A 17,664-nucleotide genomic window follows, 5' to 3' on the forward strand; every position below is an offset into this window, starting at 1 on the left:
CCCACGTCCAGCACCCGCCGGGCGGCGCGCGGCACCGGGACGGCCCTGGCCATCGCCGGAGCCTGCCGCCGGGCCAGCGCCGCCGTCCACGCCTGGAACGACCGGGACAGCTCGGGATCGCCTTCCAGCAGCTCGTAGAAGGGCGTGGCGGGCACCCCGTCGCGCACCGCCTTCTCCAGCCGGGGCCAGATGACGCACGCCGTACGTTCCCAGAACTCCAGCCCCGCCACCAGGGACTGCGGCGAGTCCGTCGTGAACCACAACCGCGAGGCGCGGGTCAGGCGGTAGCGGCCGCCGCGGACCCGCAGGTAGCCGAGCCCGGCCAGGGAGCGTAACAGCATGTCCGAGGAGCGGGCGTCCAGGCCGAGCGTGGCGGCGAGCTCGGCGCCGGTGGACGGCTGCTCGCGCAGGGCGTCGAAGACGCCCGTCCTGGCCGCCGCGACGAGCGCGTGCAGGCCCAGGACGCCGAAGTAGTCGAGCATCGGAGGCACGATCGACAGCCGGTGCGCCGCGGCCTCCACGGCGTTGAAGAAGAGGGGCACGAATGTGACGCTAGGCGCCCGGGGCGGTCAGCGGGGTTCGCGGCGGAAGGACTCCAGGGCCAGGAGCGCGACGTGGAGTGACATGCAGGACTCGACGTCGTCCAGATCGGTGTCGAGGACGCGTTCGAGGCGGCGCAGGCGGTCGTAGAAGGCGGGCCTGGACAGGTGGGCCTTCTGCGCGGCGACCGCTTTGTTGCGCCCCGCGTCGAGGTAGATGCGCAGGATCCGGGTCAGGTCGCCGCCCCGCTGGGCGTCGTGCGCCAGCAGTGGCCCCAGCTCCCGCTCCGCGAACGTCTGCAGCCGGGCGTCGTCGCGCAGCAGGTGCAGCAGCCCCCGAAGGCGCAGGTCGGGCAGCCGGTAGAAGGGGCGCCCGTCCGGCTGGCGGACGGCCACGTCGGCCACCTGCTCGGCTTCCAGGAAGCTGCGCCGTACGTCCCTGATGGACTCCACGACCGAGCCCCCCGCCAGCACGAACGCGAGCCCGCCCGGCCGCCACAGCACGCGCAGCCGCTCGGCGAGCGCGGTGAGCGCGGGCTCGGCCTGGGTGCGGGGCGGGAGGGGCAGCAGGACCCCGACGCGTTCCTGGTCGAGGGCGCCGACGAGGGCGGGCAGGCGGGCGTCGCGGCAGGCGGCGGCGGTGGCCTCGGCCAGCTCGCCGAGCTGGGCCTGGCCGTCGAGCGCCTGGTCGGCCGGCTCGGTGGGCCTGATGACCACGCTGATCAGCTTGCGTCCCGTGAGCGGCACGCCGACGGCCCTGGCGCGGGCGGCGGCCTCGTCGGGGTCGGCGTAGGCGTGGGTCAGGATGCCGGTGATGATCGTGCCGTGCGCCTGACGTTCGAGGGACTCCTGGTGGCGTTCGAGCAGGCGGCCGAGGGCGAGCGTGGTGGCGGCGCGCTCGGCCAGCACCATGTCGCGCGGCGACGGCGCCGAGTCGCAGATCAGGATCAGCCGGCCCCAGTCCTGCCCGCGCGCGCCCACCGTGGTGACCACCCATCCGGAGGTGGGGTCGTACGCGGTCCGCTCGGCCGGGGCCACGCCCCTGGACCTGGTCTCCCAGCCGGCCAGCAGCGTGCCCGCGTCGCGCCCGGCGGACTCGCAGGCCAGCACCTGGTGGGCGAGGTTCTCCAGCAGCACGGGCCGGTTGGACAGCCTGGCCACCTGCGCCAGCACCTCGGCGGGCGAGGCGCCCTCGACCGACAGCTCGGTGAAGACCTCGTGGAGCTGCTCGGAGGCGCGCAGCTCCTCCAGCTGGATGTCGATGATCCGCGCGTGCACGGACTCGGTGATCTGCACGAACGGCGTCTCGCGGGCCAGCACGATGAGCGGCAGCCCGTGCTCCTCGGCCTTCTTGACCACGGCGGGCGGCAGCTCCTTGACGAACCTGCGGCCCAGCTCGACGATCAGCCCCGAGGCGCCCACGGAGGCGAGGTCGCCGATGTAGTCGGCGAGCTTCTCCGGGTCTTCGGGCAGCGCCACGCCCGTGGTGAGCACCAGCTCCCCGCCGCGCAGCAGGTGGGCGAGGTCGGCGATCTCGCCGACGTGCACCCACCGGACCCTGGTGTCGAGCCGGTCGGCGCCCGCGACCACGCGCGGGCTGCCCCGGCGTACGGTCTCCAGTGCGAGGACATCGGCGATGGTGGGCAACACGGGGCAGAGCCTAGCCGATCGTTCTGTAAGAACGGCCATGCTCCCATTTACGCTTTGTCAGGAGCTGAGGTCCTCCTCCCGGTACTCCTGGTGAGGTTCCCGCACCCGCAGCTCGACCCGGCGGATCTTGCCGGAGATCGTCTTGGGCAGCTCGGCGAATTCCAGCCGCCGCACCCGCTTGTACGGGGACAGTTCCCTGCGGCAGTGCTCGAAGATCGAGCGTGCGGTCGCCTCGTCCGGCTCGAACCCGGGCGCGAGCGTCACATAGGCCTTCGGTACGGCCAGGCGTACCGGATCGGGGGCGGGCACCACGGCGGCCTCGGCCACGGCGGCGTGCTCCAGCAGCACGCTCTCCAGCTCGAACGGCGAGATGCGGTAGTCGGAGGCCTTGAAGACGTCGTCGGTCCGGCCGACGTAGGTGATGTAGCCGTCCTCGTCGCGGGTGGCGACGTCGCCGGTGTGGTAGAAACCACCGCGCATCGCATCACTCAATCCGCCGACATATCCGGACATGAGGCCTATGGGGCGGCGGGCGTCCAGCGGCAGGCAGATCTCGCCGTCGTCCCCGGGTCTGCCGCTGACGGGGTCGATCAGCACGACGTCGTAGCCGGGCAGCGGCCGCCCCATCGATCCGGGCTTGACCGGCTCGTCCGGCGCGTTCCCGATCTGCGCGGTGGTCTCGGTCTGGCCGTATCCGTCCCGGATCGTGATGCCCCACGCCTTGGCGACCTGGTCGATGATCTCCGGGTTGAGCGGTTCGCCGGCGGCCACGGCCGTGCGCAGCGGCAACCGCCACACGGCGAGATCCTCCTGGATGAGCATCCGCCACACCGTCGGCGGCGCGCAGAACGTGGTGACCCGCTCGTCCCGCAGCACCTCCAGCAGCGCGGGCGCGGAGAAGCGATGGTAGTCGTGGATCAGCACGGTGGCGCCCGCGTTCCAGGGGGCGAAGACGTTGCTCCAGGCGTGCTTGGCCCATCCGGGCGAGGACACGTTGAGGTGCACGTCGCCCGGCTTCAGCCCGATCCAGAACATCGTCGACAGGTGCCCGGCCGGATAGGACGCGTGCGTGTGCTCGACCAGCTTCGGCTGCGAGGTCGTGCCGGAGGTGAAGTAGAGCAGCAGCGTGTCGGCGGCCCGCGTCGGCGCGTCGGGGACGAAGAGCGGGTCCTCCTCGTACGCCTCGTGGTACGGCAGCCAGTTGTAGGCGTCGCCGACGGCGATCTTCGTGTATTCACCCGCCCCGAACTTCCCCGCGTCGGCGGCATTGGCGATCACATGGGCGACGCCGCCCCTGACGATGCGCTCCGAGATGTCCTTGGCGGTCAGCAGCGTCGTGGCCGGGATGATGACCGCGCCCAGCTTCATCGCGGCCAGCAGCGACTCCCACAGCTCGGCCTGGTTGCCCAGCATGAGCAGGACCCGGTCGCCCCGGCGCACACCCTGGCGGTGCAGCCAGTTGGCGACCTGGCCGGAGCGGGCGGACAGCTCGGCGAAGGTGTAGCGGGCGGTGCTCGCCCCCACGATCTTGAGAGCGACGGCGTCGGGGGTCTCGGCCGCCAGCACCCCGTCGAACCAGTCGAGCGCCCAGTTGAACTCCTCGAACTCCGGCCAGCGGAAGTCGCGGCGGGCGGTGGCGGCGTCGGCGTGGAGGAGGAAGTCGCGGGCGGCACGGAAAGCGCTCATGCCGGGATCCTGCTACGTCGGCAGCCGCCGCTCAAGGCCGTCGAGCACCGACATCAGCCCGAAGTCGAAGGCCACCTGGCGGAGGGTCTGCGGATCGTCGTAGGCGGTCATGTCCATACGCTCCAGCATGTCGGGATAGTCCCTGACCGCCCTGGTGACCATCTCCTTCATCTCGGCGGGATCGTACTCGTGCTCGCCCATGGTGGAGTTCCAGGCGACCTCGGGGATGGTCATGCCGTAGATGTAGGCGGTGAGCGTGCTGCCGGCGTGGTCGACGTCCATCCCCGCGAACCCGGCCAGCTTGAACATCCGGCGCATCCGGTCGGCGACCTGGATGGCGTTGGGGCCGAGCGCGGGCATGCGGCCGAGGAGGTCGGCCGACCACGGGTGGCGCAGGATCACGCTGCGCATGCTGTAGGCCAGGACCGAGGCCGCGTCGCGCCAGCCGACGTCCTCCGGCTCGGGCATGCTCATCTCGCCCCACACCTGGTCGTAGACCAGCTCCAGGAGCTCGTCCTTGTGGGCGACGTACCAATAGATGCTGGTGGCGCCCGCGCTCAGCTTGGCGCCCAGCTTGCGCATGCTGAGCCCGGCGAGGCCCTCCGCGTCGAGGATCTCGATCGCGGCGCGGACGATCTCGTCACGGCTGCGCCCCGGGCTCGCGGTCTTGCGCGGCTCGCGAAGCCATACGGAGGCGAACTGCTTGCCGGTCATCCTCCAAGGATAAATCCACTCGCACACTGTACGAGGGTTGCCGTACGCTGTGCGAGTGGACTCGAACACTGTACGAGACCCCCGCCGGTGGTGGATTCTCGTCGTACTCTGCTTGGCGCTTCTGGTGCTTGTCGTCGACAACACCATTCTCAACCTCGCCATCCCCTCGCTGAACGAGGAAATGGGCGCGACGCCGTCGGACATCCAATGGATCATCGACGCGTACGTGCTGGCCTACGCCGGTCTGCTGCTCACCTCGGGCAGCCTGTCCGACAAGTACGGCCGCCGCCTGTTCCTGATCGTCGGCCTGGCCTTCTTCGGCGGCGCGTCGCTGCTGGCCGTGCTCGTCACCGAGCCCTGGCAGCTCATCGCCGCCCGCGCGCTGATGGGCATCGGCGGATCGCTGGTCATGCCCTCGACGCTGTCGATCCTGATGACCGTCTTCGACGAGACGGAGCGGCGCAAGGCGATGGCCTCCTGGAGCGCGGTGGCCCTGGTCGGCATGGTGTCGGGCCCCACCCTGGGCGGCCTCATGCTGCAGCACTACTGGTGGGGCTCGGTCTTCCTGGTGAACATCCCCATCGCGGCGATCGCCATCGTGGCCGCCGTCGTGCTCATGCCCGAGAGCCGCAGCAGCGGGCGGAAGATCGACCCGGTGGGCGTCGTGCTGTCGACGGTCGGCCTGACGGCGGCCGTGTACGTCATCATCGAGCGCGAGTGGAACGTGATCGGCATCGCGATCGCGATCCTCGCCCTCGGCGGCTTCGTGGTCTGGGAGCGCAAGCAGGCGCAGCCGATGCTGCCCCTGCACCTGTTCGCCAACCGCAACTTCAGCGGCGCGTCGTTCTCGATCCTGCTGATGGCCTTCGGCGCGGGCGCCGTGATGCTCATGCTGACCCAGTACCTGCAGTTCGTGCTGGGCTACAAGGAGATGCAGGCCGGTCTGGCCATGCTCCCCTACGGCGTGGCCGCCGCGATCTTCAACGGCGTGGGCGCCGGCCTGGGCAAGAAGGCCAGCAACCGGGTGCTGATCGGGGCCGGCCTGCTGGTGATGGCCGGCGGGTTCGCCGTCATGGCCACGACCACGGGATACCTCCCGCTCCTGACGGGGCTGGTGATCATGGGCATCGGCGGCGGGCTGGCCGGGCCGTCCGCGTACTCCTCGCTCATGAGCGCCATCCCCATGGAGCATGCCGGCGTCGGGTCGGCGCTCAACGACACCGTCCAGCAGGTCGGCATGGCGATGAGCATCGCGGTCCTGGGCAGCGTGCTGGCCGGGCAGTACACCTCGCAGATGCCGGCCGACCTGCCCGCCGCCGCCAGGGAGTCGATCGGCGGCGCGCATCTGTCGGGCTTCGCCGAGGCCGGCAACCAGGCGTTCACGTCGGCCATGCACCTGGGCTCGTGGGTCGGGGCCGCGTTCTGCGTGGCCGCCGCGCTGCTCGCCGTGTCCGTGCTGCGCCCGGCTGCGGCGGCCCCGGAACCGGTGCCGGAAGACAGCAGGGTCTAGCGGACACGGGGCTCCCGCATGCTCTCCAGGCTGTCGAGCTTGTGGGTGCGCTCGTCGTGGCCGATCTGCCGGAGCAGGTCGGCCACCGAGCGGTAGCGGCCGTACTCGGCGGCGTACGTGCCGGGGTCGGGCACGAAGTCCAGCTCCGGGTTCTGGGCCACGAACGTCATGTACTCGTGCTCGGCGTGGTCCTCGAACTCCGCGTTCAGCCGGTAGCTCCAGTCCGGCCTGACCAGGAACAGCACCCAGGACACGTGGTAGTAGAAGAACGCGATCAGCCAGGGCGCGGCCCGGTGCAGCAGCCAGGTCTGCCGCTGCCCGGTGCGCTGCACCAGGTCCTGCAGGATCAGCAGGTGCCACTGCTCGTTGTCCTGGTCGGCGCGGGCCTCCACGATCCGCTCGAAGATCCGTCTGGCCAGGGCCGAGCGGCCCCGATGGTGGTGCACGGCCCAGTAGCCCATCCGCTCCCACGCCTGGTACGGCACGCGGGCGATGATCTCCAGCATGGCGAACTTCGTGTACGAGCCCTGCTTGCCGTACATGATGTCCACGGGCTTGAACATCATCTTGGCCAGCAGGCTGTACTTCATGCGCGGGGTGTCCAGCGTGTCCTGCTGGGCCCGGCGGAGCTGCTCGCGGTCGAGCTTGGGCGGGCCGGCGGGCGCCTCGGGGCGGTGGTCGACGGTGACGGTCATCTCGATGTCTCCTTCGTTCTCGGGATGATCCGATGGTGGCCGACTCCTCTGGCCCCGGTCGTCGCCCGCCAGTGGTCATTCGCGGTGCCTCCGGCGGCGTAGTGGCCGCGTGCCGCGTACATCGCCAGGCGGACGGGACATCCCCTAAGGGGCGGCTCTTGGGGAAGTCCAGGTAGTTTGCAGGGTGTAAGTGGATTTTTCCCTCCCCCGACACGTTGTAGCGCGGGGCTGAGGAGAAGAAAAGGGATACTCGGTAACATGTCGGAGCTACTCGCGCGCCATCGGGCAGTCATGCCCAACTGGCTGGCCCTCAACTACAACGACCCCATCGAGATCGTCAGCGGCAAGGGCAACCGTGTCATCGACGCAGACGGCAAGAGCTACCTGGACTTCTTCGCCGGAATCCTGACCAACATGATCGGGTACGACGTGCCCGAGGTGCGCGAGGCCGTCGAGCGCCAGATCGCCACCGGGGTGGTGCACACCAGCACCGTCTACCTGCTGCGCGGCCAGATCGAGCTGGCCGAGAAGATCGCGCGGGTCTCCGGCATCCCCGACGCCAAGGTCTTCTTCACCAACTCCGGCACCGAGGCCAACGAGACGGCCCTGCTCCTGGCCACGTACGCGCGCAAGACCGACCAGGTGCTCGCCATGCGGCAGAGCTACCACGGGCGCAGCTTCGGCACGATCGGCGTCACCTCCAACCGCTCCTGGAAGAACAACTCGCTCTCCCCGCTCAACGTGACCTTCCTGCACGGCGCCGACCGGCATCTCGCGCAGTTCAAGGGCATGTCGGACGCCGACTACATCCAGGCGTGCGTGGACGACCTGCGCCACGTGCTGGCCACCGCGGTCTCCAACGACGTGGCGGCGCTGATCGCCGAGCCGATCCAGGGTGTGGGCGGGTTCACGATGGCCCCCGACGGGCTGTTCGCCGCGTACAAGGAGGTCCTGGACGAGCAGGGCATCCTGTTCATCTCGGACGAGGTGCAGACCGGCTGGGGCCGTACGGGCAGCTCGTTCTTCGGCATCGGCAACCACGGCGTGACCCCCGACATGATGACCTTCGCCAAGGGGCTGGGCAACGGCTTCGCCGTCGGCGGCATCGTGGCGCGCGGCGACCTGATGGACGCCCCGCACGCCGTGGGCCTGGCCACGTTCGGCGGCAACCCGATCTCCATGGCCGCCGCCAACGCCACCCTCGACTACGTGCTCGACCGCGACCTGCAGGCCAACGCCGCACGTACGGGCGAGATCATCATCGGAGGCCTCAAGGAGGCCGCCAAGCGCCTGCCCGTGGTCAAGAGCGTGCGCGGCAAGGGCCTGATGTTCGCCGTCGAGCTGGAGAGCCCCGCCCAGGCCGCCCGCTTCATGGAGGAGACCAAGAAGGCGGGCCTGCTGGCGGGCAAGGGCGGCCTGTACGGGACCGCCATCCGCATGGCCCCGCCGCTGACCCTTACGGTGGACGAGGCCGTTGAGGGTCTCGGCATCATCGTGACCGCTCTGGAAACCATCAACGCAGAGGCAGCAGCTCAGTGAAGTCCGTCAAGCACTGGATCAACGGGGCGCTCGCGGACGGGGACTCCCGCGCCGCCGAGCTCTTCAACCCCGCGACCGGGGAGGTCAGCGGCCACGTGGCGCTGGCCTCCGCGGCCGACGTGGACGCGGCCGTGGCCGCCGCCGTCGCGGCCTTCCCCGCCTGGCGGGACGCGTCGCTGGTCAAGCGGGCGCAGGTGCTGTTCCGCTTCCGCGAGCTCATGTACGCGCACCGCGACGAGCTGGCCGCGCTGATCTCCGCCGAGCACGGCAAGGTCCACTCCGACGCGCTCGGCGAGGTGGCCCGCGGCCTGGAGGTCGTGGAGTTCGCCTGCGGGATCCCCCACCTGCTCAAGGGCGGCTTCTCCGAGGGCGTCTCGACCAGGGTCGACTCCTACTCGATCCGCCAGCCGCTGGGCGTCGTGGCCGGCATCACGCCGTTCAACTTCCCGGCCATGGTGCCGATGTGGATGTACCCGGTCGCGATCGCGTGCGGGAACGCCTTCGTGCTCAAGCCGTCGGAGAAGGACCCGTCGGCCTCGCTGCTCATGGCGCGGCTCTGGAAGGAGGCCGGGCTGCCCGACGGCGTCTTCAACGTCGTGCAGGGCGACAAGGTCGCCGTGGACCGGCTGCTGGAGCACCCCGACGTGCGCGCCGTGTCGTTCGTCGGCTCCACCCCGATCGCCAAGTACGTCTACGAGACCGGCACCGCGCACGGCAAGCGCGTGCAGGCCCTCGGCGGCGCCAAGAACCACATGCTCGTGCTCCCGGACGCCGACCTCGACCTGGTGGCGGACTCGGCGGTGTCGGCGGGGTTCGGCTCGGCGGGGGAGCGGTGCATGGCGATCTCCGTCGTGCTGGCCGTGGACCCGATCGGCGACGAGCTCGTCCAGAAGATCGTCGAGCGGGTGGACCAGCTGGTGATCGGTCCCGGCGACGACCCGAAGTCCCAGATGGGGCCGCTCGTCACCGAGGTGCACCGCGACAAGGTCGCCTCCTACCTCGACCTCGGCGTCGAGGAGGGTGCGAAGCTGGTCGTGGACGGCCGCGAGACGGCCGTGCTCGGCGGCGGCAAGGCCGCGGACACGCCCGGCTTCTGGCTCGGCCCGACCCTGCTCGACCACGTCCGGCCGGGCACGCGGACGCACACGGACGAGATCTTCGGGCCGGTCCTGTCGATCGTGCGGGTGTCCTCGTACGAGGAGGGCCTGGAGATCATCAACGGCGGCCTGTACGGCAACGGCACCGCGATCTTCACCAACGACGGCGGCGCGGCCAGGCGCTTCCAGAACGAGGTCGAGGTCGGCATGGTCGGCATCAACGTGCCCATCCCGGTGCCGATGGCCTTCTACAGCTTCGGCGGCTGGAAGTCCTCGCTCTTCGGCGACACCCACGTGCACGGCACCGAGGGCGTGCACTTCTACACCCGCGGCAAGGTCGTCACCTCGCGCTGGCTCGACCCCTCGCACGGCGGCGTGAACCTCGGCTTCCCCACGAACAAGTAGGCGTGCCACGCCCGGGGCGGGCGGGACGAGCGTCCCTCCCGCCCCGCTCCCCGGTAAGCTCCAGCACACGGACCCAGCACATGGGGACAGGGGGGGACATCGTGAATCGTCGTCGTGGTTATGCCCTGGCGCTCGCCGCGTCGGCGCTGATCGCAGGCATGGGCGCGGCCCGTCCGACCCCCACCCCCACGCGTACTCCCAGCTCCAGCCCCACCCCCACGCCGAGCGCGACGCAGAGCGACGGCACGCTCCAGATCCTCACCTACCGCGGTTACGCCGAGTACGGCGGCACCAGCCCCAAGGTCAACTGGGTCGGCAACTTCGAGAAGGAGACCGGCTGCCGGATCGCCAAGCTCGACACCGTGCAGAGCGCCAAGGAGATGGAGGACTTCTCCCGCCAGCGGGCGTACGACATCATCTCCGCCGGGCCCGTGCTGGCCGCCAAGCTGATCGAGGACAAGCAGGCGCAGCCCATCGACCCGGCCAAGGTGAGCGGCTACGACGACATCGACAAGCGCTTCCGCGACATGTCCACCGTGTCCGGCAAGGTGTACGGGGTGCCGTACCTGTGGGGCTATCACGAGTTCATCTACGACTCGACCAAGGTCAAGGGCGATCTCCAGCAGGCGTTCGCCTCCGACCGGGTGGCGCTCAAGGACAGCCCGCTGACGATCGCCGACGCCGCGCTGGCCGACGGCTCGGCGAAGGACCCGTACGAGCTGACCAAGGACCAGCTCGACCGCGCGGTGGCGCTGCTTGAACAGGGCAAGGCGCGCACGTACTGGGGCAGCCCGATCGACCTGGTGCAGGGGTTCGCGACGGGGTCTCTCGACTATGCCCAGGCCACCCCGTACTACCGCCTTCTCCTGCAGAAGGCCGGAAAGCCGGTCAAGGCGCTCCAGACGCCCGAGACGACCGGGTGGGTGGACTCCTGGATGCTCGGCGCGAACGTCCCCGACACCACCTGCGCCTACCGGTGGCTCAACTGGGTGACCGCGGCGAACGCGCAGCGCGACGCCGCCGCGTGGGTGGGCCTGGCCCCGGCTAACGCCAAGGCGTGCAAGGGGCGGGCCAAGCCGATGTGCGACCTGTACGGGAGAGGCAAGAAGCTCGACCGGGTCGCTTTCGCCGTACGGCCGCCCGGGGATTGCCGGGCGGAAGATGGGGAATGTACGGATTATCTCACTTGGCTGGATAGGTGGCAGAAGCTCGCCAAATGAGGCGGGCGGCCGATCCCCCTGTGACAGTGCCGCAGGCGCGCCCGTTCCCCCCTGGGCGCGGCCTGCAAGGGACGCCCCGGGCCTTCCCCCCCGTCCCGGGGCGTCTCGTCAGAGCGCGCTCGCTCAGCGGGACGGGAAGGCCACCACGGTCGACTTGGGTGTGGGCAGAAGGGCCTCGGCGCAGTCGCCACAGGCCAGGACCGACGAGTCGTCGGGAAGGCGCCCCACGCGCACGCGGGGTCGCGGCCATCTCTTGTGACAGACGACGCAGGCGTCGCCCTCGCGCTGGGCCCAGGTCAGGCCTTCAGGGTCGAACGTCAACATACTCCGCGCCGTTCTGGTCGGACTCCAGCTCATCATGCTTCCTGCAGTCATCGCCCATCCGTATACCGGAACCGTTATAACCCTGACCGCGGCCGTGAGTGTCCTGCTGAGCGTCAAGTCAGGGTGAATTCTCTACCCGAGCGACGCCACTTACACCACAAAATCGGGCATCCAGCCGCAAGCCGGATGCCCGATTGATGGAGTTTGTTCTAGAGTTCCGCGATCGCCTTCTCCAGGATTCCGAGGCCCTCCTCAAGAAGGTGCTCGGGGATGACGAGCGGCGGCAGGAAGCGCAGGACGTTTCCGTACGTCCCCGCGGTCAGGACCAGCAGGCCCTCGGCGTGGCACCGCTTGACGACCTCCTGGACGGCGGTGGGGTTCGGCTCCTTGGTGCCCGGCTCGACCAGCTCGATCGCGATCATCGCGCCCCGGCCGCGGACGTCGCCGATCACGTCGAAGCGCTCCTGGAGGGCCTTGAGGCGGGGGAGCATGATCTCGCCGATCCGGCGGGCCTTCGCGACGAGGTCCTCCTCCTCGATGGTCTCCAGCACGCCGAGCGCGGCCTCGCAGGCCAGGGGGTTGCCGCCGTACGTGCCGCCGAGGCCGCCGGCGTGCACCTTGTCCATGATCTCCGCGCGCCCGGTCACGGCGGCCAGCGGCAGGCCGCCCGCGATGCCCTTGGCCGTGGTGATGATGTCCGGTACGACGCCCTCGTCCTCGCAGGCGAACAGGTCGCCCGTCCTGGCGAAACCGGTCTGCACCTCGTCGGCCACGAACACGATGCCGTTGGCCTTGCAGAACTCCGCGATGCGCGGCAGGAAGCCCCTGGCCGGCTCGATGAACCCGCCCTCGCCCGCGATCGGCTCGATCACCACGGCGGCCACGTTGCCCGGGCCGATCTGCTTGGTGATCATGTCGATGGCCTGCGCCGCGGCCTCCTCGGCGCAGTTCTCGGGGCCGGTGGGCCAGCGGTACGGGTACGCCAGCGGCACCCGGTACACCTCGGGCGCGAACGGGCCGAAGCCGTGCTTGTACGGCATGTTCTTGGCCGTCAGCGTCATCGTGAGCAGCGTGCGACCGTGGTAGCCGTGGTCGAACACGACGACGGCCTGCCTGCCCGTCGCGTGCCTGGCGATCTTGACCGCGTTCTCCACGGCCTCGGCGCCCGAGTTCACCAGGAACGTGCGCTTCTCGTGCTCGCCCGGGGTCAGCTCGTTGAGCTTCTCGCACACCCGGACGTACGACTCGTACGGGGTGACCATGAAACAGGTGTGGGTGAAGTCGGCGACCTGCTTCTGGACGCGTTCGACGACCTTGGGCGCGGCGTTGCCCACGTTGGTCACGGCGATGCCGGAACCGAAGTCGATCAGCGAGTTCCCGTCGGCGTCCTGCACCACGCCGCCGCCGGCGCGGGTGACGAAGACCGGCAGCGTGGTGCCGATGCCGGGCGGGACGGCGGCCAGCTTGCGGGCCAGCAATTCCTGCGACTTGGGGCCTGGGATCGCGGTCACGACGCGCCGCTCCTGGGGAATGCTCATGATTCGACGCTACGGCGGGCTCCCACCTGCGCCGATACGTCGATATGTCACACTGAAGGTGGTCGTCTTTGCCGGAATGGACAAATTTCGTATGCCACCTACGCTCCGGACCGTCGTACGCCGCATGAGGCTCCGGCCGGTGGCCGGAATTCCCGGCCATGGGGCCCGCGGCGTGCTGGACGCCGCGGTGCGCTGGGTGGCGGTCAGCGAGCTCGCGGACCCGACGCCGTACCTGGAGGGCGGGGAACTCCTCCTCACCACGGGCATGCGGATGGAAGGCGACCAGTCCCAGTATGTCGCCCGCCTCGTGGCCCGCGGCGTCGCCGGGCTGGGCTTCGGGGTCGGCGTCTCGCACGAGGAGGTGCCCCCGGCCCTGGTGACCGCCGCCGAGGAGGCGGGGCTGCCGCTGTTCGAGGTGCCGCGGGAGACCCCGTTCATCGCGATCGGCAAGGGGGTCAGCGAGCTGCTGGCGGCCGAGCAGTACGACGAGATCAGCCGCGCCTTCGCCGCCCAGGGCCGCCTGACGCGGGCGGCGCTCCGGCCGGAGGGCATGCACGCGGTGATCGACCGGCTCGCCAAGGAGGTCGGGGGGTGGGCCGCGCTGCTGGACGAGGCGGGCGAGGTCCGCCACGCCACGCGCGGTGCCGACACGGACGCCGTCGTCTCCGAGCTCTCCCGCCTCCGCACCGCCACCCGCCCCCCTGAGCCCCGCCCCCCTGAGCCCCGTCTCCTGGAGCCCGGCGGTGGTGGGCTGCTGCCCGCGAGCCTGGCGTTGTCGGGGCCGGGAGAGCACATCGTGGTACAGCCGCTGGGCGGCGGTGCGCGGCCGCGCGGCTTCTTCGCCGTCGGGGCCGGCCGGCCCTTCTCGCCCGTCACCCACACGGTGATCAACGCCGCGGGATCCCTGCTCACCCTGGCGCTGGAGCAGGGCAGGACCCAGCTGGAGGCCGCGCGGCGGGCCCGCTCCGCCGTACTGGAGCTGTTGCTGTCGGGCGCGGGGGAGCAGGCGCGGGCGGTGCTGGGGCCGCTCGGCGGGCGGCTCCCTGAGGAGCCGCTGGCGGTGCTGGCGGCGGGCGCCGACGCGCTGGAGGCGCTGGAGCCGCTCGCGTTCGCGGCGCTGCTCGCCTCCTCGGGGGAGCGTCCGCTGGCCGTCGCCCTCGTGCCCGACACCGTGGCGGAGAAGGTGGCGCTGGAGGCGGACGCGCCGGTGGGCGTGAGCCTGCCGTGCGGTTACGCCCCCGAGGGCCTGAACGGCGCGCTGGACCAGGCGAGGCGCGCCCTGGCGGCGGCGCCGGGGGAGGGGCGCGGCCGGGTGGTGAAGTTCGGGGAGCTGGCCGGGCAGGGGCTGCTCGGGCTGCTCGACCGGGCCGCCGCCCAGGCGTTCGCCGCCGCGCTGCTGGCCCCGCTCACCGCGTACGGGTCCCGGGCCGACCTGGTCGAGTCGCTACGCGCGTACCTCGACAGCAACGGCCACTGGGACGCGGCGGCGCAGCGGCTCGGCGTGCACCGCCACACCCTGCGCTACCGCATGAAACGTGTCACCGAGCTGCTGGGCCGTGACCTCGACGATCCGGGCGTGCGCGCCGAGCTGTGGCTCGCGCTCGAAGCCGTCCGCCGATGACGCGCTAATCCTGCTTCTCCACCCGGTAGCAGCAGATGGTCGCCGTCGTCACCGCTTCGTACGTGCGCCCGTCACGCAGGTGACCGGCGCGTTCCAAGCTGATGGCCCCCTGGGCCGCCGCCCACAGCGCGTCCGCGATCTTGCGGGGCTGGGTCGGGACCAGGTAGCCGGCGGAGATGCAGTCGGCGATCACCCGGTCGAGGATGTTCAGGGCGGCGCGGGCCAGGGTCCTGGCGCGCTCGCTGGGTTCGAAACCGGGGATCGCCCGCTCGAACATCAGGCTGTAGTAACCGGGCTCCGACAGGCACGCCTGGCGGTACGCGGGCCCGAGCGCGCTCAGGTGCTCGAACGGGTTGCGCCGCGTCGGCACCGCCTCCAGAAAGCGTCGAAACCGCTCGAACCCCTCCAGGTAGAGCGCCTCCGCCAGCCCCTCCCTGTTGCCGAACATCGTGTAGATGACGGTCGTCGTGCATCCCGCCTCGGCCGCGATCCGGCGCATGGTCAGGCTCTCCGGCCCGTCGCTCTCGAGGAGGTTCACCGCCACGTCGAGGAGACGGGAGCGAAGTTCGTCGTGGGTGGCGCGCTCACCGAGCAGGTAGGCGCCTTGCAGCCCCAGCGGGGCCGAACTCATGAGGCCTCCTTTGCAGCCAAGGAGCAGCTATGCGTCCTTGTGACCTCACGCTGTTCGGTCACGGGGCCCACGCCTTTCTCAGATCGGGGGCCCGCCGCGCTGGAGACCCGCAAACGATGACTTAGCCATGGCGGAGATCGCTCAAACCACTCCGCATGGTAAACATCCCGAATTGGGTCTACTTCTGTTACATCATGGGTATACCAGGGGGCTTGTACTTAACGGTGAGCCCTGGTGGGAGTCTTGTGCACCATGGTGTAAATCCCCCATCTCCAGCTTGGCATAACGTCATGTGTATGGACGTGCGTACCTTCTGGCTGGCCGGCCGCGCCGCGACCGGGGACTCCGAGCTCACTGTGACCAACCCCGATGACGGCCGCGTGGTCGGGCGGCACTCCGTGCCGACAGATGCCCAGGTCGAAGAGGCCATCGCGGCCGCGCAGGCGGTGGCGCGGGAGGCCGCCGCGCTGCCCGTGCACGTGCGGGCCGAGGCGCTGGCCCACGTGTCGCGCCGGCTCGCCGAGCGGGCCGACGAGATCGCCCACCTGATCACGGCCGAGAACGGCAAGCCGATCTTCTGGGCGCGCGGCGAGGTCAACCGCGCTATCGCCACGTTCCGCTTCGCCGCCGAGGAGGCCCGCCGCTGGTCCGGCGACGTGCAGCGGCTCGACACCGAGCCCGCCGCGGCCGGGCGGCTGGCGTACGTCTCGCGCGTCCCTTACGGGCCCGTCCTGGCGATCACCCCGTTCAACTTCCCGCTGAACCTGGTCGCCCACAAGGTCGCCCCCGCCATCGCCGTCGGCGCCCCCGTCATCGTCAAGCCCGCCCCCGCCACGCCGCTCTCCTCGCTCCTGCTCGGCGAGATCCTGGCGGAGACGGACCTGCCCGCGGGGATGTTCTCGGTGCTGCCGATCGAGAACGAGCGCGCCTCCGCGCTCGTCCAGGACCCCCGGCTCCCGGTGGTGTCGTTCACGGGATCCGCGCCCGTCGGGTACGCCATCGCCGACCAGGTCCCGCGCAAGCACGTGACGCTCGAACTGGGCGGCAACGCCGCCGCCGTCGTGCTGTCCGACGCCGACCTCGACTGGGCCGCGCAGCGCATCGCCCTCTTCTCCAACTACCAGGCCGGCCAGAGCTGCATCGCCGTGCAGCGGGTCATCGTCGAGCAGCCCGTGTACGACGCCTTCGTCGAACGCCTCCTCCCGGCCGTCTCCGGCCTCGTCACCGGCGACCCGGCGGACGAGAAGACCCAGGTGGGCCCGCTGGTCTCGGAGGCCGCCGCGAAGCGCGTGGAGCAGTGGGTCGAGGAGGCCGTCGCCGCGGGCGCCCGCGTCCTGGCCGGCGGCACCCGCGAGGGCGCCACGATCGCCCCGACCGTGCTCGCCGACGTCCCGCACGACGCCAAGGTGGCGTGCGAGGAGGTCTTCGGCCCCGTCATGATCCTCCAGCGCGCCGCCTCGATCGACGAGGCGTACGCGATGGTCAACGACTCGAAGTACGGCCTGCAGGCCGGGGTGTTCACCCGCTCCCTGGACGCCGCCTTCCGGGCGAACCGGGAGCTGGAGGTGGGCGGCGTGATCATCGGCGACGTCCCCTCGTACCGGGCCGACCAGATGCCGTACGGCGGGGTGAAGGACTCGGGGATCGGGCGCGAGGGTCTCCACTCGGCGATGGAGGACCTCACGTACGAGAAGGTCATGGTGCTCACGGGCTTGTCTCTTTAGAACGGGGTCGCGCAGGTATGGCTCTTCCGTGAGGAGGTCAAGCGCCTCGCGGAAGAGCGGGTGGCCGGCATTCGGCACCGTGCTTGAGCCAGCCGTCGAGTTGCGACGAGCGTGCGTGGAATGTATTCGCGATGGTAAGCGGGAGTGCCGCCCACCAGAGCGTCCCGGCCGGCAGCCCACCCACGAACGCGGGGGCGAAGTCGCCGAACAATATACAAGCATTATTGCAATAAGTACGGTTCAACATTCTGGCGCAGCCTTGTCATGCTCGCCGCAGCAGTCCGACCGCGAGCCTGATAACGGAGTGTAGCGCGCCAGATAGGGCTAATTTCCGTTTGCGATGATCGCGCGTCTTGGCGGGTAGGTCGGGATTTCCTGGGTTGATCGTCGGCTAGTGATCAGCTTCGAGCTGCGTGACACATGCTGCGCCGTGGCGGAGAGCGACGTTTGGCGCCGCGCGGCCAGTCGTGGCGGGTGAGGGCGGTAGCGCGTCGTCCATTGTGACGCCTCGGCAGATGGGGAGGTCCGCCGCAGGGTCGCCGTTGTTGCTGCCGACCACGCAGCTTTCGGTGGCGTCATCGCGGTTGGATGGGTGACGCGGAAGTCGAGGCTCCCAAAGGGGGCGGTGTCGGCGGAGGATGGGACCATAGAGTGTTATGCAGGCACGAAAGATGACTGAACCTTTTTCAGGCTCCGCGGCGAGTGCCCTGGTCACAGCATGATCGCGATGCCGTTGTTCGGCCGGTGACGTGAAGAAGCTCCTGGTAGACG

13 protein-coding genes are annotated in these 17,664 nt (G+C 70.3%); 6 read left to right on the forward strand and 7 right to left on the reverse strand.

Annotated features, from left to right (window positions below):
* The 4 genes from ACWDX9_RS46110 to ACWDX9_RS46125 form a co-directional block, all read right to left on the reverse strand.
* Window positions 1-542: methyltransferase family protein (locus tag ACWDX9_RS46110; protein WP_449966625.1), on the reverse strand; the 542-nt coding region annotated here is incomplete at its 3' end.
* A 27-nt stretch (window positions 543-569) separates the two neighbouring features.
* Entirely contained in the window at window positions 570-2,189 is a 1,620-nt protein-coding gene (locus ACWDX9_RS46115) for a PucR family transcriptional regulator (RefSeq protein WP_449966628.1), read from the reverse strand.
* 57 nt (window positions 2,190-2,246) lie between these two features.
* The gene (locus ACWDX9_RS46120) at window positions 2,247-3,875 is read right to left on the reverse strand and encodes an AMP-binding protein (RefSeq protein ID WP_449966631.1); all 1,629 of its coding nucleotides are present in this window, start codon (window positions 3,873-3,875) and stop codon (window positions 2,247-2,249) included.
* Window positions 3,876-3,887: 12 nt separating this feature from the next.
* Complete coding sequence (locus tag ACWDX9_RS46125) at window positions 3,888-4,589, reverse strand: TetR/AcrR family transcriptional regulator (protein WP_449966634.1); 702 nt, start codon at window positions 4,587-4,589, stop codon at window positions 3,888-3,890.
* Window positions 4,590-4,701: 112 nt separating this feature from the next.
* Between ACWDX9_RS46125 and ACWDX9_RS46130 the strand changes: the two genes are divergently transcribed.
* Window positions 4,702-6,099, forward strand: a complete 1,398-nt coding sequence (locus tag ACWDX9_RS46130) for an MFS transporter (protein ID WP_449966637.1) — start codon at window positions 4,702-4,704, stop codon at window positions 6,097-6,099.
* On the opposite strand, the gene ACWDX9_RS46135 is transcribed toward ACWDX9_RS46130, so the two are convergent.
* Window positions 6,096-6,794, reverse strand: coding sequence for an alternative oxidase (locus tag ACWDX9_RS46135; RefSeq protein WP_449966640.1), 699 nt, complete (start codon window positions 6,792-6,794; stop codon window positions 6,096-6,098). The genes ACWDX9_RS46130 and ACWDX9_RS46135 overlap by 4 nt on opposite strands.
* 258 nt (window positions 6,795-7,052) lie before the next feature.
* Between ACWDX9_RS46135 and ACWDX9_RS46140 the strand changes: the two genes are divergently transcribed.
* The 3 genes from ACWDX9_RS46140 (at window position 7,053) to ACWDX9_RS46150 (ending at window position 11,055) form a co-directional block, all read left to right on the forward strand.
* On the forward strand, window positions 7,053-8,333 hold the full coding sequence (locus tag ACWDX9_RS46140) for an aspartate aminotransferase family protein (protein WP_397367487.1): 1,281 nt from the start codon (window positions 7,053-7,055) through the stop codon (window positions 8,331-8,333).
* Complete coding sequence (locus ACWDX9_RS46145; RefSeq protein WP_355210829.1) at window positions 8,330-9,835, forward strand: CoA-acylating methylmalonate-semialdehyde dehydrogenase; 1,506 nt, start codon at window positions 8,330-8,332, stop codon at window positions 9,833-9,835. Before ACWDX9_RS46140 ends, ACWDX9_RS46145 begins: the two co-directional genes overlap by 4 nt.
* Window positions 9,836-9,936: 101 nt before the next feature.
* Window positions 9,937-11,055 (forward strand): extracellular solute-binding protein, encoded by a 1,119-nt coding sequence (locus ACWDX9_RS46150; protein WP_449966644.1) that lies wholly within the window; start codon window positions 9,937-9,939, stop codon window positions 11,053-11,055.
* A gap of 533 nt (window positions 11,056-11,588) precedes the next feature.
* Here ACWDX9_RS46150 and gabT read toward each other — a convergent pair.
* Window positions 11,589-12,917, reverse strand: coding sequence for a 4-aminobutyrate--2-oxoglutarate transaminase (gene gabT / locus ACWDX9_RS46155; RefSeq protein WP_449966646.1), 1,329 nt, complete (start codon window positions 12,915-12,917; stop codon window positions 11,589-11,591).
* A gap of 124 nt (window positions 12,918-13,041) precedes the next feature.
* Here gabT and ACWDX9_RS46160 point away from each other — a divergent pair, with 124 nt between their 5' ends.
* Window positions 13,042-14,538 (forward strand): PucR family transcriptional regulator, encoded by a 1,497-nt coding sequence (locus tag ACWDX9_RS46160; RefSeq protein ID WP_449966648.1) that lies wholly within the window; start codon window positions 13,042-13,044, stop codon window positions 14,536-14,538.
* Between the two features lie 4 nt (window positions 14,539-14,542).
* Here the strand turns inward: ACWDX9_RS46160 and ACWDX9_RS46165 are convergent, their stop codons facing one another.
* Entirely contained in the window at window positions 14,543-15,169 is a 627-nt protein-coding gene (locus ACWDX9_RS46165) for a TetR/AcrR family transcriptional regulator (protein ID WP_357734809.1), read from the reverse strand.
* Between the two features lie 296 nt (window positions 15,170-15,465).
* Here ACWDX9_RS46165 and ACWDX9_RS46170 point away from each other — a divergent pair, with 296 nt between their 5' ends.
* Window positions 15,466-16,893 (forward strand): aldehyde dehydrogenase family protein, encoded by a 1,428-nt coding sequence (locus ACWDX9_RS46170; protein ID WP_449966651.1) that lies wholly within the window; start codon window positions 15,466-15,468, stop codon window positions 16,891-16,893.
* The last annotated feature ends 771 nt before the right edge of the window (window positions 16,894-17,664 follow it).

Source organism: Nonomuraea sp. NPDC003201 (genome assembly GCF_053590415.1).

Coding starts and splice junctions, on each gene's coding strand:
- ACWDX9_RS46120 (WP_449966631.1), bottom strand. CDS start 3,875: ATGAGCGCTTTCCGTGCCGCCCGCGACTTCCTCCTCCACGCCGACGCC.
- ACWDX9_RS46125 (WP_449966634.1), bottom strand. CDS start 4,589: ATGACCGGCAAGCAGTTCGCCTCCGTATGGCTTCGCGAGCCGCGCAAG.
- ACWDX9_RS46135 (WP_449966640.1), bottom strand. CDS start 6,794: ATGACCGTCACCGTCGACCACCGCCCCGAGGCGCCCGCCGGCCCGCCC.
- ACWDX9_RS46140 (WP_397367487.1), top strand. CDS start 7,053: ATGTCGGAGCTACTCGCGCGCCATCGGGCAGTCATGCCCAACTGGCTG.
- gabT (WP_449966646.1), bottom strand. CDS start 12,917: ATGAGCATTCCCCAGGAGCGGCGCGTCGTGACCGCGATCCCAGGCCCC.
- ACWDX9_RS46160 (WP_449966648.1), top strand. CDS start 13,042: ATGAGGCTCCGGCCGGTGGCCGGAATTCCCGGCCATGGGGCCCGCGGC.
- ACWDX9_RS46165 (WP_357734809.1), bottom strand. CDS start 15,169: ATGAGTTCGGCCCCGCTGGGGCTGCAAGGCGCCTACCTGCTCGGTGAG.
- ACWDX9_RS46170 (WP_449966651.1), top strand. CDS start 15,466: ATGGACGTGCGTACCTTCTGGCTGGCCGGCCGCGCCGCGACCGGGGAC.